At 69.8% G+C, this 14,522-nt stretch carries 11 protein-coding genes; 9 read left to right on the top strand and 2 right to left on the bottom strand.

The window, feature by feature from the left end; genetic code table 11:
* Positions 1-135 precede the first annotated feature (135 nt).
* The 9 genes from ACFWEE_RS22390 (at position 136) to mmsB (ending at position 12,917) form a co-directional block, all read left to right on the top strand.
* Positions 136-1,008, top strand: coding sequence for a nucleic acid/nucleotide deaminase domain-containing protein (locus ACFWEE_RS22390; RefSeq protein ID WP_386891501.1), 873 nt, complete (start codon positions 136-138; stop codon positions 1,006-1,008).
* Positions 1,005-2,738: a hypothetical protein gene (locus ACFWEE_RS22385; protein ID WP_386891499.1), complete on the top strand. Its 1,734-nt coding sequence runs from the start codon at positions 1,005-1,007 to the stop codon at positions 2,736-2,738. The genes ACFWEE_RS22390 and ACFWEE_RS22385 overlap by 4 nt, the downstream gene beginning before the upstream one ends.
* Before the next feature lie 274 nt (positions 2,739-3,012).
* On the top strand, positions 3,013-4,740 hold the full coding sequence (locus ACFWEE_RS22380; protein WP_386891498.1) for a nucleic acid/nucleotide deaminase domain-containing protein: 1,728 nt from the start codon (positions 3,013-3,015) through the stop codon (positions 4,738-4,740).
* Positions 4,741-4,837: 97 nt separating this feature from the next.
* Positions 4,838-5,410, top strand: coding sequence for an SUKH-4 family immunity protein (locus ACFWEE_RS22375; protein ID WP_386891497.1), 573 nt, complete (start codon positions 4,838-4,840; stop codon positions 5,408-5,410).
* Positions 5,411-5,579: 169 nt separating this feature from the next.
* Positions 5,580-7,751: a hypothetical protein gene (locus tag ACFWEE_RS22370; RefSeq protein ID WP_386891496.1), complete on the top strand. Its 2,172-nt coding sequence runs from the start codon at positions 5,580-5,582 to the stop codon at positions 7,749-7,751.
* Positions 7,752-8,056: 305 nt separating this feature from the next.
* Positions 8,057-8,230 carry a hypothetical protein gene (locus ACFWEE_RS22365; protein ID WP_386891494.1) on the top strand — a complete coding sequence of 58 codons (174 nt, stop codon included), beginning with the start codon at positions 8,057-8,059 and terminating at the stop codon, positions 8,228-8,230.
* 696 nt (positions 8,231-8,926) lie between these two features.
* Complete coding sequence (gene chvE / locus ACFWEE_RS22360; RefSeq protein ID WP_386891492.1) at positions 8,927-10,036, top strand: multiple monosaccharide ABC transporter substrate-binding protein; 1,110 nt, start codon at positions 8,927-8,929, stop codon at positions 10,034-10,036.
* A 68-nt stretch (positions 10,037-10,104) separates the two neighbouring features.
* Positions 10,105-11,676 carry a multiple monosaccharide ABC transporter ATP-binding protein gene (mmsA, locus tag ACFWEE_RS22355; RefSeq protein ID WP_386891536.1) on the top strand — a complete coding sequence of 524 codons (1,572 nt, stop codon included), beginning with the start codon at positions 10,105-10,107 and terminating at the stop codon, positions 11,674-11,676.
* Positions 11,673-12,917, top strand: coding sequence for a multiple monosaccharide ABC transporter permease (gene mmsB / locus ACFWEE_RS22350; RefSeq protein ID WP_386891490.1), 1,245 nt, complete (start codon positions 11,673-11,675; stop codon positions 12,915-12,917). The genes mmsA and mmsB overlap by 4 nt, the downstream gene beginning before the upstream one ends.
* 135 nt (positions 12,918-13,052) lie before the next feature.
* Here the strand turns inward: mmsB and ACFWEE_RS22345 are convergent, their stop codons facing one another.
* Both ACFWEE_RS22345 and ACFWEE_RS22340 read right to left on the bottom strand, forming a co-directional pair.
* Positions 13,053-14,132, bottom strand: coding sequence for a two-component system response regulator (locus tag ACFWEE_RS22345; RefSeq protein ID WP_386891489.1), 1,080 nt, complete (start codon positions 14,130-14,132; stop codon positions 13,053-13,055).
* Positions 14,125-14,346 carry a hypothetical protein gene (locus ACFWEE_RS22340; RefSeq protein WP_386891488.1) on the bottom strand — a complete coding sequence of 74 codons (222 nt, stop codon included), beginning with the start codon at positions 14,344-14,346 and terminating at the stop codon, positions 14,125-14,127. The genes ACFWEE_RS22345 and ACFWEE_RS22340 overlap by 8 nt, the downstream gene beginning before the upstream one ends.
* Positions 14,347-14,522 lie beyond the last annotated feature (176 nt).

Below are 14,522 nucleotides of genomic sequence, written 5' to 3'. Positions count from 1 at the left end.
GAGCTGCGGCGGACGTGGAGGAGATGCGGCGGACCTGGAAGAGCCCGCCGGACCCGCCCTCCGGGCGGACGGCGCCACTTTCGACCCACGCCCTAGAGTGAAGGCAGCAGCCAACCGCCGTGACGAGGGAGCCCGATGTCCGAGCGAACCCCGGATCCGTCCGTTGCCCACTTCGGCCCCGAGGGAATGCGGCGGATCGTCGTGCCCCGGCAGTACGCCACCCTGCCCGACGCCACCCGCGACGTGCTGGCGGCGGTCGGCGTGCCGCTGCACGTGAGTCCGTACTTCACGGCGGCCGGTGAGACCGACGGCCTCACCCTGCGGATGTTCGCCGGTCACCGCGGCCTCGTCCTGGAGGACCCGCGGGCCGACTGGGTCCGGATCGGCGGCGACCGGCTGGCGCAGATGTGCGTACGGCCCGACGGCGTGGTGCAGGCGGTCTTCCTCGCCCGCCCGGAGCCGGATCTCTTCGTCGCTTCCGACGCGCGCGCGTTCACCGCCGCGCTGGCGGTGTTCGACAGGCGGCTGCCGGTGATCGTCTCGTCCTCGGGCCTGGCAGCCGCGGCGGCGGAGTACCGGGAGCTGGACGCGGAGATACGGGGGCTCGACCCCGAGGCGTTCGAGGACCGCGAGAGCTGGTGGCCCCGCGTCCTGGAAGACGTGCGGCACACGCTCAACTTTCCGTTCTCCGCCGCGTTCGAGTACGTCGAGCGGAACGGCGGCAAGGAGATCGCCACCGAGCGGACCGCCCCGGGCAGGGCGCATCCCGAGGAACTGCTCTGGGCACGGCTGTCGGCGCAGGGCGTCACTCCGGACCGGGTACGCCGGGTCTACTGCGAACTGGAGCCGTGCATGATGCCGGGGCACTACTGCTCCGCGTGGCTCCAGGCGACCTTTCCGCACGCCGAGTTCACGCACAGCTTCGACTACGGGGACACCGCGGTCTCGCGCGAGGAAGGGCTCAAGGAACTGATCCTCCACTCCGCGCGAGAGGCGGGACGGGCGTGAGCGAACAGAGGTGGGCGCGGCCGGCGGCGGGGAGGGAACCGGCCGCGGCGGCGCTGCTGGCCTGGCTCGCGGACGCGGAGGCGCCCCGGCTCTGCCTCGTCACCGGCGGCGAGGGGAGCGGGAAGTCCGCGCTGCTGGCGTGGCTCGTCGCCCACGGGAAGAGGCCCGGGACACCACCGGAGCGACGCGTGCACGCCTTCGTCCCGCTCACCGGCCGCACGGCGACGACGGCGGCCTGGACGATCGCGCACCAGTTGTCGGTGACGGCCCGGACCCCCGGTGCGCTGGTCGACGCACTGACCGGTGACGGCCGGCGCACCGTCGTCGTGCTGCCCGACCTGCACGCCGGCGAAGGGCCCGAAGGCATTGCCGAACTGGCCCTGGCCCTCCTGGAGTCGGACCATGTGCGGCTGATCGTCGAGGTGCGGAGCGGAACACCGGGAAGGCAGACCCTCGCGGGGACCGGATGCGCGGTGATGGACCTGGACGAGGCGCGGTGGACCGACCCGGCCCGGTACGCCTCGTGGGCGGCCCGCCCCCGCCGCGTCCCGGCGGAGCCGTCCGGGCGCGCGCCGGAACCCGCGCCTGCCGGCCCTGTCGACCTGAACGATCCTTCCGCGGTCTGTACGGCGGATCCGTGGCAGGTGTCCGCCCGCTACGAGGCCTCCGCGGACCCCCACGGAGGACTGCGGGCGGCCTGGCTGCGGGCCGGTGTCTCGCTCACCCGGGAACAGGCCGCGCCGGAGCGGGCGAACGTCCTGCTGGCCGCCCTGGGGAACGACGCCGACCCCCGGCTGTCGGCGGCGCTCGCCCGGTGCGCCGTGGGCGCACGGTGGCGCGTGCGGTGGCGGAGCGTTCCGGGTGACGCCCGGCCGCCGTGGCCCGGACCTGCCCGCGCCCTCGCCGTGGGCCGCGGGGCGCTCGACGGACGCCTGGTGATGACGGACCATCAGGGAACAATCCGCGTGCTGGACTGTGAGGACGCGTCGCCGGTGGGCAGGCTCGCCGCGTCGCGCCCGCTTTCGGGGGCGTTGGTGGTGGCCGGGGACGGAGCGGTGACGGGCCTGGACGCCCACGGCTCGCTCTTCACGCGGAGCACGACGCCGAACGCCGGGACCGCGGGGTTGTCCGCCCTCCTGCGCACCGGCCCGTCGGCCGAGGACCGGCTCGTCGAGGCGGCGCGGACGCACGTGGCGGGCATTGCCGCGACAGCACTGGCCGCCTGCGGCGGGGTGCTCGCGGTGGGCGACGGGACGGGAGCGGTGCGCGCGTTCACCGGCCACGGCCACGGCCGCGACAGCGACGGACCGGAAGCCGTCACCGCCGTTCTCCACCGGGGAGCGGTGACGGCTCTCGCGGCCACCGGCGCCGCTCCTGTCGAAACTGACGTATCGTCAATTCCGTTGGTGTACAGCGGAGGAGTCGACGGCGCGGTCCGGGTGTGGGCCCTACGGGGTGCGACGCTGGAGACGCCCGTGCTCGCGCGCCCGCACCCGGTGACCGCGCTGGCGGCGACCACCACGGAGGCAGGGCCGCTCCTGGCCGCCGCCTGGGCGGACGGACTGGTGGTGCACCAGGCCCTGTCCGAGGGCGCCGCCCCGCGCGCCTTCCGTCCCGGCCTCCGGGTGAACGCCCTCGCGCTCACCTCTGCCGGGGAGTTGGTCATCGGCACGGACGAGAGCTTGATGTGTCTCGCCCCGTCCGACGGTCCTCCCGAAGCGGCGCGGTGAGCACTGCCCCGCAGGGCGGTCCGCCCTGAGCTCCGGGCGGACGGCCCTCCCGTACCGCCTCCGCGGCCTCCTCGATGTCGCATTCTTGTCATGGCTCCTTCCGCACCCTTGCGCCGGGCCCGGTGCCGGTCGCTAGGTTCTCTTCGGGCGTCCAACGCGTCCAACGCGTCGACCACACCGGACACGCCGACCGCTTCAACGCGCTTCAACGCACGGCGAACACGTCGATCACGTCGGGCACGTCCAGGTGCGGACCGAGGGGGGTGGGGGTGCCATGGGCTACACGATCCCGGGCTGGCTCGACGAGGTACTGGACTTCGTCGGAATCAAGTTCCCGAACGTCGACGAGGACGACTACCGCGAAATGGCCACGGCCATGCGGGACTTCGCCGACAAGTTCGAGGGTCACAGCGGTGACGCCCACCGGGCCGTCTCCCGCATCCTGCTCTCCTCCCAGGGCTGGGCCGTCGACGCGATGGAGCAGCACTGGAAGAAGGTGCGGACCAGCCATCTGGACAAACTCCCCGAACTGGCGCGGCTGCTCGCGGACGCCTGCGACATCCTCGCGGACATCATCTTCGCGCTGAAGACCAAAGCCGAGGTCGAACTGGGCGTGATGGCCGCCTCGGTGGGCGTGTCCGCCGGACTCGCCGTATTCACCGGCGGCCTGTCGGCGCTGATCGGCGCCGGCGAGGTAGCAGCCATGCGGCAGCTGGTGAAGAGGCTCATCGACGAGGCGGTGGACCGGATCGTCGACGAGGTCCTCGCGAAGGTGACCGAGCCGATCAACGCCAAACTGGAGGCGATGGTCGCGGACATGGTCCTCGACCTCGCCGAAGGAGCCTTCTCCGTACCCCCGGCCGACAGTACGACGACAGGGGCCGGCAAAGCCGGTCACGACGGCCTGCAACTGGCGTCGGCCGGCGGCGGCAGTACGGGCTACGCCTCGGTGACGTACATCGACCACGTCGAGTTCGTGGACGGCGCGGACAAGGTCTCCGCGCACGGAAGCGAATTGAAGCAGAGCTCGGCCGTGCACCTGTCCAGGGCGCGGAGCGCGTTCGGGCGGAGCAAGGGCCGCGATCCGTTCACCCAGGTCTTCGACGGCGTTCTGCACGGTGCGCTCAAGGGGTCGGAGAACGCCCTCGGGAAGATCGCCAAGCACGTCACCGAGACGGTCCCCGACAGCGTCAAGGCCACGTCGAAGACGCTCAAGGGCACGGACCACGACGTCAAGGACATCCTGGACAAGATCGACGGCAAGAAGGGCGGCTCCGGTGACACGCCGATGTACCTGCTGGACTCCGACGGCACCGTACGACGGCTCCTGCCGGACGGGACCGCGCACCCGCTGAGCCCGGACGACACCTCCGGCGTCCACTCGGTGCTCAACGGCGGCCAGGCGTGGCACCCCTGGCACTCCACCGACGGGAAGGGGTACGGGGTGAAGGACGGCGGTCAGGACGCTCCGCGCGTCACCTCCGAGAAGATTCCGCCCGGCTCCAGCGAACTCGCCCGCGCCACCCAGATCGCCCGCTATTACAACGCCCACGAGCGCCCTGAGATCTACAGACGCGGCGGTGCGAACTACGCCTCACTCCTCTTCGACGACCAGGAGGACCGGCGGTTCATCCTGGTCGGCACCAGCGATCCCGTGCATTCCGAGCGCATACTCGGTTATCCGGTTCTCCATTCGCAGGAACAGGCGCACGTCGGCTCGTTGTACACGGAGCGCGAGCCCTGCCAGGAAACGAACATGTACTGCGATCAGTGGCTGGCGCAGCATTTCGACGAGAACATGGACGTCACCCACAGCGCGAAGTACGACCAGGACGAGAAACGCACCGACAGCGACGAGGAACTGAGCAAGTACAGACAGGACCGGGAGCACCGGGCGTACGTCAAGTGGCTGCACCAGCAGTGGGAGGCGCACGGGGTGGACGGTGGAGTGACCGGCACTATGATCGACCTCGCCCAGAACGAGAACAAGTTCATTCCCTGACGCCCCGGCTCGATCTGCGGGCCCGGGATTTCGTGCCCCGTGTGCTGAGGCCTTCGGCAGGGCGGCCGGAGAACGACGAGAGAGTAACGAGGATTCGATGCTGTTCGCGCTTTCCCGAGAAGAGCTGGTCGCGTCCCTGGGAGAGGGAGCCGTCTTCGTGGCGCCGTCCGGTTCCCTGGGGCCCGCGGCCGGGAGTTCTCCGGCAGGCCGGCTGCTGACCTCGGTCGGGATCCCGACGGGAGTGTTCCAGGCGCAGAAGCGCAAGGAGTCGGGCCGGTTTCCGCTCGTGGACGAACGGATCGACCTTGCCGCGTACGAGGCCCCGCCCGGCTGCGGGGCGTGGACGGTCTTCGGCTGGATTCCGCAGACCCACCTGGCTTTCGACCCGGAGACCGGAAAGGTCCACGGATTCTCCGAGAACGGCGGCCCGGTGCAGGAACTGCACGCGGACATGTCCTCCCTCTCCTACCTCGCCTTCGCCCTGCACCGGCTCCTGAAGGAATTCGAATGGAGCGACGACGAGGACGACGAGGAGAGCGATTTCGAGCGGCTCGCGCAGTCCCTGGCACACATCCGCGCGACGGTGTCCGAACGCGATCCACTGCCCTTCGCCGGTGGCAGCGTCTGGCCCGCGGTCATGGACGACATGGAAGCGGGCATGTGGTCCTGAACGGGCCGCGGCGGAACCCTCATGACCCGTGACCGGTTCCAGCCGTCACCCGCATGCCCGGTCCCCCTCGGGACGCCCGGGCCAATTCGCCGATCGCGTGCGCCCCGGCTCGGGCGAGTGCGCGAAAACTCCTGTGCGACGGCTCGTACACCTCTGCGATCATCCCCGGATGGCACAGAGTCTTGAACCGCTGGTCGTCCGGCACACCCGTCGTCTCCCCGCTCCCCAGGGCTCCGCAGGCAAAGGAGCCGCTGCCGCGCGACAGTTCGACGCGGCTCTGACATCCGTGGGCTTCAAGCTCTCGGCGGAGCTGTTCGAGCGGCTGTCGGGGCTCTCCGAGGCGGCAGTCGTGCACACGGCCAAGCGGACGCTGCACACCGTGAGCCGGATGGTGGGCGACCACGTCCGGCACAACGCGTACTTCATCGACTTCCCGGCGAACGTGCCCGACACGGAGGAGTTCTGGACGCGGTGCGTGGCAGAGGCGCTCGGCGACCCCGCAGCGCGCCAGAACGTGCTGAGGCAGCTCGCCCGGGGAACACTGGACCTGCTCAGCCTTCCCGCGTACGGCCGGTACCAGCACACGTACGAGGAGATGCTCGCGGCGCAGGACGAGTTGATCGCCTCCGCGGGCGACCGGGTGACCGTCCTGCACCTCGGGCGGGACCTGGACGACGAAGTCACCGACCTGTACCTGGCCTTGGCCGGCAGTACGACTCCGCTGGGCGAGGACGACCTGCGCGATCTCAAGGCCCTCGCCGAGCGGTGCGCGCCGGGCCCCCAGCCGGAGTCGATACCGGTACGGGAGAACCGGGCGGTCGTCAACGAGGCACGCCTCGGCATCGGCGCGGACCTTCTCCTCGACACCGTCACCGATGTGCTGCGGCTGGCCTGCGCCCTGTCGGGCGGCGACGTGACGCTCCAGGAACCGACCCGGTTCCGGGCGCTGTCGCGGCCCGTCCGCCGCGCGCTGCTCGCGGGCCTCGACGCCGTGGTCGCGGCGAGTCCCGCGAAACTCGCCGACGTGCACACGCATCGCGAACCCTTCAAGCGGCTCGGCGAGCGACTCCACCCGCACGAGTACCCGCGGTGGCCGCATGCCGCCGAGGTGTTCGCCGTCGCGCGGGGCGAGCGGGAGGCGCGGTCCTTCGAGAGCCGTGTCGAGGAACTGCTGGACGAGTCCGACGTCCGCGGCGCGGTGCGACTGCTGAAGTCCGCTCCCGGCAAGCTGTTCCGCGCCCTGGACCTCCTGCTGCGCATCGCCGCGGACCAGGACGAACGCGACGCGGTGGTGGCCGCCGCGGTGGAGGTCGCTCCCGGCGTCTCCGGCCGGGTCGTGCTCTCGGTGCGCGAACACCTCCACAACCGGGCGCGGGAGACCGGCGAACCCCGCATCTTCGTCAACCGGCGGGGACGTGCCTGGGTGACCCCCGACTACCGGCCACCTGTACCTGCTGCCGAGCGCGACCGTCTGATCACCGCCCTCGATGCCGAGACGCGCCGGCGGCTCCCTGCCCCGGACCGGCTGCTGATCGACCCCGAGATCCTGGACGTGGCGCTCCCGCTCAGCGGCAGGGCGACCGCGTCCGGGCTGGGCGTACTGCCGCGAGGCTCGGTCTCGGCGGTCGACGGCGACCAACTGCGCTTCTTCGTGTACTGGAAGGAGGCCGGGAAGCGGACCGACTACGACCTCTCCGCGCTGCTTCTCCACTCCGACTACTCCACCGACTCCTGGCTCTCCTACACGTCCCTCAAGGCAGTCGGGGGCGAACATTCGGGCGATGTCACCACGGCGCCCGAGGGGGCCTCGGAGTTCATCAACCTGTCCCTGGACCTGGTGCGCAGTGCGTTCATCGTTCCGCAGGTCAACATCTTCGCGGGTGAGGGCTTCGACGAGGCCGAGGAGTCGTTCTTCGGGTTCATGCTGCGCGACGGAGAGCAGAAGGGCCGGCCGTTCGAGCCGCGTACCGTGCGGATGAAGTCGGAACTGCGCGGTGCGGGCCGGGTGGCGCTGCCGCTGGTGTTCCGTCGGGAGGACGACGGCCGATGGCGCGCGAAGTGGCTGCACCTGTACCTGAGGGGCATCTCGGCGGCCAACCGGGTCGAGGAGAACCAGGTATCGGTGTCGAAGGCGGTACGCGCCCTCGTGGCGCGCGAGCAGCTCACGGTGGCCTACCTGATCGACCTGATGTCCGGTGGAACCACGGCCGTGGACCTGTGGGACGGCGGGCCGGTCCCGGACGGACCCGTGACGTACATCGGCCTCGAACGCCCCGAAGGGCTGCACCCGGATTCCCAGGTCATCACGCCCGGAAATCTGCGCGACCTGATCCCGGGCTGAGTGCTAGCGTTGCCCGTGGCGAGGCCATGAAGGGGCTTCCTTCTCCTTCCTTTCCTGAAACGAGTTCCTTCGCTTTCCTCGCCCCGGATGGTGTCCGACCTTGATCCGCCGGACACCCCTTGGATGTCGCTCCGGGCGGCGCCCGCGGTCACCGCGTGGGCGCCGCCCGAGCCGTTTCCTGGCCCTGTTCCCGCGGGTAGGGCCGCCCTGCCCGCCCGGCAGCCGCGTGCCGGCCCGGCCTCCTCCGTGCGCGCTCCCCGATGCTGGGGGACGATGGAGGGGAGCCGAGCCAAGGAGGAAGGGCCGTGGGAAACACAGAAAAGGGACTGAGCGATCAGCACGGTCTCTACGAAGACACCCCGTCCCAGGCGGAGGGGGAGCGCGACGAGTCCAGGGAGGCGGCCCGTTCCGGTGACGCGGTCCATCCGATGGCGGCCAGGACCGAACCGTCGCAGGCCGAGGGCGAGCGTACGGACTGACCGCGTCCGCGCGGTCGCGCGGGCAGGGCCCGGACACGAGGAACCGGCTCGGACCGGCCCCGCGAGGGCGTGCGGAGCCCCGCGGCGCAGACCCGCCCCCTACGGAGCGGCCGAACGGCCAAGACGTGTCGACGCGTCGCGTACCCGCTCTCGCGGATGACCGTGGACCGCGACCGTGAACCACAACGACCGCAGACCACAACGACCGCCAAGGACCACGCCCGGGAACACCTACGACCGCGAACACGGTTCTCCGGTCAATCGGTTGGTCCGTGACAGCCTTGAGTACCCCACCGCGCATGCGAAGTCGCGTCGAAAGGGCCGGTGTTCGGGGGGCAGTCGGTCATGTCCCTTTCTTCCGAGTGTACTTCGCATGTTCGCACGCGTCCTGAGGCGGTCCACCGAGGTGGGCCGCCGTTCCCGTGCGGCGTCGGGCGTCGTCGGCGGACGTGCGCTTTCTGCGGGATGCGCCGGTTTGCCTCCCCCTCCCTGCTAACGGCTGTGTATCGACGCGAGAAAAACCCCAACGCCTCTTGTACGACCCCGTTGTGAGCGCTAACAATCGAGCTCTGCCGGGACTGCTGAGCCTCGGCCGCCAAGCCGGGACGACGCCGTCCAGCGGCGCGAGCACGCTTGCTGTCGCCGAGGCCGTTCCGGACCGAGCCGCCTCGACGACGGGATTGCCAGGTAACGCCCATGACGAAACTCCGATCCGCATACGCCCTGCTGGCCGTGACCACCGGTTGTGCTCTGCTCCTGTCCGCCTGCGGGCAGAGCAGCGAGGGGGGCAGCGAGGAGTCGAAGGACAAGAAGGACCTGACCATCGGCATCGCCATGCCCACCAAGTCCTCCGAGAGGTGGATCGCCGATGGCAAGAACATGACCACGAGCCTGAAGAAGGCCGGCTTCGCCACGACGCTGCAGTACGGCGAGGACGACCCCGACCAGCAGGTCGCCCAGATCGAGAACATGATCACCCAGGGCGTCGACGCCCTCGTCGTGGCCGCCATCAACGGCGAGGCGCTCTCCAACGTCCTGCAGCAGGCGGCCGACGCCGACATTCCGGTGATCTCCTACGACCGGCTCATTCTGGGCTCCGACCACGTCGACTACTACGCCTCCTTCGACAACGAGAAGGTCGGCGAGCTCCAGGCCACGTACATCGTGGACAAGCTGGGCCTGAAGGACGGCGCGAAGAAGGGCCCGTTCAACATCGAGCTGTTCGCCGGGTCCAACGACGACAACAACACCAAGTACTTCTTCAACGGCGCCATGAAGGTGCTCAAGCCCTACTTCGACAAGAAGCAGCTGGTCGTGCGTTCCAAGCAGACCCAGCTCAACCAGGTCACCACGCTGCGCTGGGACGGAGGAACTGCGCAGAAGCGCATGGACGACCTGCTGACCTCCGCTTACTCCTCCGCCCGGGTGGACGCCGTGCTCTCCCCGTACGACGGCATCTCCATCGGCATCCTGTCCGCCCTGAAGTCCGACGACTACGGAAGCGCCGCCAAGCCGCTGCCGATCGTCACGGGCCAGGACGCGGAGGTCGCCTCCGTGAAGTCGATCATCGCGGGCGAGCAGACCCAGACCGTCTACAAGGACACCCGGGCCCTCGCCAAGGTCGCCGCGGACATGGTCTCCGCCGTTCTCGACGGGAAGAAGCCCGAGACCAACGACGACTCCACGTACGACAACGGCAAGAAGGTGGTCCCCGCCTACCTGCTCGACCCGATCAGCGTCGACAAGTCGAACTACCAGAAGGTCCTGGTCGACTCCGGCTACATCGACGCCAAGGAGCTGGGGTGACCCCCGCCGCTGCCCACTCCTCCGAGACACCCGCCCCGACTCCGCCCCCGGCCGGCCCCGTCCTGGAGATGCGGTCGATCGTCAAGACCTTCCCCGGGGTCAGGGCACTGTCGGAGGTGACCCTCTCCGTGGCGCACGGCGAGGTGCACGCCCTGTGCGGCGAGAACGGAGCCGGCAAGTCGACGCTCATGAAGGTGCTGTCGGGCGTCCACCCGCACGGCACCTACGAGGGCGAGATCGTCTTCGACGGCGAACCGTGCCGCTTCAAGGACATCCGGGCCAGCGAGCGGCGCGGCATCGTCATCATCCACCAGGAACTCGCGCTGGTTCCCTACCTGTCGATCGCCGAGAACATCTTCCTCGGCAACGAGCCGTCCCGGCGGGGCATCATCGACTGGCGTGAGGCGTTGCGCCGGGCTTCCGCCCTGCTCAAGCGGGTCGGGCTCGACGAACACCCCGAGACCCGGGTCGCCGACATCGGGGTGGGCAAGCAGCAGCTCGTGGAGATCGCGAAGGCCCTGGCGAAGGACGTACGACTGCTCATCCTCGACGAGCCCACCGCCGCGCTCAACGACGAGGACAGCGCGAAACTGCTGCGTCTGATGGGGGAGTTGAAGGGGCAGGGCATCACCTCGATCATCATCTCGCACAAGCTGAACGAGATCGCCAGGATCGCCGACTCCGTCACCATCCTGCGCGACGGGCGCTCCATCGAGACCCTGGACGTCAAGGACCCGGCCACCACCGAGGAACGCATCATCCGCGGCATGGTGGGACGGGACCTCGACAGCCGTTTCCCCGACCGCACACCCTACGACGGTGCGGCCGACACCGAACCGGCCCTGGAGATCCGCGACTGGACCGTGCGCCACCCGCTCGACCGCAGCCGCAAGGTGGTCGACGGGGTCTCCGTCGCGGTCCGCCGCGGGGAGATCGTCGGCATCGCCGGGCTCATGGGTGCGGGCCGGACCGAACTCGCGATGAGCGTGTTCGGCCGCTCCTACGGACACTACGAGCACGGCTCCGTCCTCCGGGACGGCCGCGAGGTACGGACGCGGACGGTCCCCGAGGCGGTCGCGGCCGGCGTCGCGTACGTCACCGAAGACCGCAAGCACTACGGCCTCGACCTCGGGGACACCGTCAGCCGCAACATCTCGCTCGCCTCCCTCGGCTCCCTCGCGCGGCGCGGTGTCGTGGACGCCCACGAGGAGCGCAAGGTCGCCGAACGCTACCGGCGGACCATGAACATCAAGGCCCCGAACGTCCTCGAACCGGTCGGTCGGCTCTCCGGCGGCAACCAGCAGAAGGTCGTCCTCAGCAAGTGGATCCTCGCCGGGCCGGACGTACTGATCCTCGACGAACCCACCCGAGGGGTCGACGTCGGAGCCAAGTTCGAGATCTACAGCGTGATCAACCGGCTCGCCGCCGAGGGCAAGGCGATCCTCTTCATCTCCTCCGAGCTGCCCGAACTGCTCGGCATGTGCGACCGCATCTACACCATGGCCGCCGGGCGGCTCACCGGCGAGGTGTCCCGCGCGGACGCCACCCAGGAAGTGCTGATGCGGCACATGACCCGGGACACCCCCGCACCACCGGCAGTCACCGCAGGTGCCACCCCCAGCGAAGGACACCAGGCATGAGCACCGACGTCAGCACGAACACGACCACGCAGGCACCACCGGGCGGCGGCGACGCTTCCCCCACGGGATCGATGGGCCGGGTCCTCCTGGACGGCGTACGACGCAACATGCGCCAGTACGGGATGCTCTTCGCCCTCGGCCTGATCGTGCTCCTGTTCGAGATCTGGACGGGCGGCGACCTCCTGCTGCCGCGCAACGTCTCCAACCTCGTGCTGCAGAACAGCTACATCCTCATCCTGGCCATCGGCATGATGATCGTCATCATCGCCGGGCACATCGACCTGTCGGTGGGCTCCCTGATGGCCCTGGTGGGCGGCATCGGGGCCGTGCTCATGGTCGAGCACCACGTCTCCTGGCCCGTAGCGGTGCTGCTCACCCTGCTGCTGGGAGCCGCCGCCGGTGCGCTCCAGGGCTTCTTCATCGCGTACGTCGGCATCCCCTCGTTCATCGTGACCCTCGCGGGCATGCTGCTGTTCCGCGGCCTCACGGAGATCTTCCTCAAGGGGCAGACGCTCGGCCCGTTCCCCGACGGGCTGCAGAAGGTCGCCAACGGGTTCCTGCCCGAGGTGGGCCCGGAGACCAACTACCACAACATCACCCTGCTGCTGGGGCTGGGACTGGCCGCGTACGTGGTCCTCCAGGAGGTGCGCGACCGCCGGCGCCAGCGCGAGTTCACCCTGGACACGCTTCCCACGGGCCTGTTCGCGCTGAAGACGACGGCGCTGGTCGCCGCCGTCCTCGTCACGACCCTGCTGCTCGCCAGCTACAAGGGCGCGCCCGTGGTGCTGCTGATCCTCGCCGTGCTGCTGGTCGGCTTCGGATACGTGATGCGCAACGCCGTGATCGGACGCCATGTGTACGCGATCGGCGGGAACCTGCCCGCCGCGAAGCTGTCCGGGGTCCGGGACAGGAAGGTGACCTTCGCTGTCTTCCTCAACATGGGAATGCTCGCGGCGCTCGCCGGACTCGTCTTCGCGGCGCGCTTCAACGCGGCCTCGCCGAAGGCGGGCGTCAACTTCGAACTGGAGGCCATCGCCGCCGCGTTCATCGGCGGCGCGTCGATGAGCGGTGGCGTGGGCACCGTACTGGGAGCCATCATCGGCGGCCTGGTCCTCGGCGTGCTCAACAACGGCATGAACCTGGTCGGGGTGGGGACCGACTGGCAGCAGGTCATCAAGGGCCTCGTGCTGCTGGCCGCGGTCGGCTTCGACGTGTGGAACAAGCGGCGGGCGGGTGCCTGATCCCGCCGCGACACGGCTGTGCCCGCCGGTTCCTCCACCGGCGGGCACAGCCGTGTCGTCCCTCTTCGACGCGTCGGTCCTTCCCGGCCGTGATGCGCCGGGTACCGGACCCGCGGGGCCCGGTACCCGTATGCGTCAGCCGGGGTGACCGACCCTCCGTTCGAGGTGGATCTCGGTGAAGACGGCGACCTTGGCGCGCAGGGCCCACGGATCGAAGGGCTTGCTGATGTAGTCGACCGCGCCGGCCGCGTACCCACGTGCGGTGTGCTCGGGGTCGATGCCCATCGCGGTGAGGAAGATGATCGGCACGTCCCTGTTCCGCGGCCGGCGCTTGATGTGGGCGGCGGTCTCGTAGCCGTCCATCTCGGGCATCTGGACGTCCATGATGATGACGGCGAAGTCGTCGTGGTGCAGCAGCGCCTTGAGTGCCTCCCGACCCGAGGTGACCGTGACGAGCTCCTGGTCCAGCGTCTCCAGCACCGCCGTCATGGCCATCAGGTTGTCGGGCTGGTCGTCCACCACCAGCACCTTCGGCAGAGGCTCCGGCAGGGCCTGGGCCAGAGCGGCCGGGCGCTCGACGGCCTCCAACTGGCGCTCCAGCAGGTCGCAACGGGCATCCGCCGCGGCCCGCTGCTCCTGTGCGGCCTGGAGCTGGGATTCGAGCCGTGCCACCTCCTGCCGCAGGGCGTCCCGTTCCTCCAGCAGCTGCGAAGCGTGGGAGTGGGCGGAGAGCAACCGGCCCGCACGCTCGCGCTCGGCGACGAGAGTCGCTTCCATGTGGTTCAGCCGCACTTCCAGGTCGGCGATGCGTGTCACGCGGTCCAGAAGCGCGTCCTCGATCACGTCGCCGCGCACGCTGGAGCGTCGGGAATCGCGGTCCGCGTCGGCCAGTTGCTGCTCGATGATCTCCGCCGCGTGCTTGGGGGGCCCGGCGGCGACCGCCGACCCGTGGAGGTCGCGCAGCAGGTCGATGGTCGCCGCGGTGGCGGTGGTTCCACGGTGCTCGGCGAGGTCGGTGAACAGATCCATGATCACCACCCAGGGGGGTAAGCGGGTTCCGTTGAGGTAACGCGAGAACGTACCCGGATCGCGCTGGCGCCTCGCCGCGTATCTGCGTACCGAGACCTCCAGTCCCTGGAAGAGCTCTCTCAGGGCTTCGGCGAGCGCCCGTGACTCCCGTGTCAGGTCCTGGCCGAGGGGCCGCAGCTCACCCATGGTGGTGGTCCTCCGTACGGGCGTCGGTGGCTTCGGCGGACGCGATCAGCCGGTCGAAGAAGGGGATGGCGAGCCCGGCGACGCCCAGCCCGGCCAGCACGCTGCGGGGGGAGCCTTCTCCCGCCAGCCAGGAGAGCGTCCCGGCCGCCAGACCGCTGAGCGCGGCCAGCAGAAGAATCAGTGCCGTTCTGAGCGGCAACAGTGAGCGATTCACACGAACCTCCATGGTTTGCCCCGTCGGGGCGGGTGTCCATCCCACTCCAACGTGTGTCGGGCGGCTGACGAACAGAATGGAGTGTCGCCGAACTGTTGCGTTCCCCGATCAAGGTGAAGGGCAACGGGAAGGGCTGTTGCACAGCTGGTCGATCCCGGAGAGGCGAGAGGTTTCCA

Source organism: Streptomyces sp. NPDC060184 (genome assembly GCF_042728795.1).
Classification (GTDB): domain Bacteria; phylum Actinomycetota; class Actinomycetes; order Streptomycetales; family Streptomycetaceae; genus Streptomyces.
The sequence above is the reverse complement of the archived record's forward strand: the minus strand, read 5'-3'. Positions and strand labels throughout refer to the sequence as shown.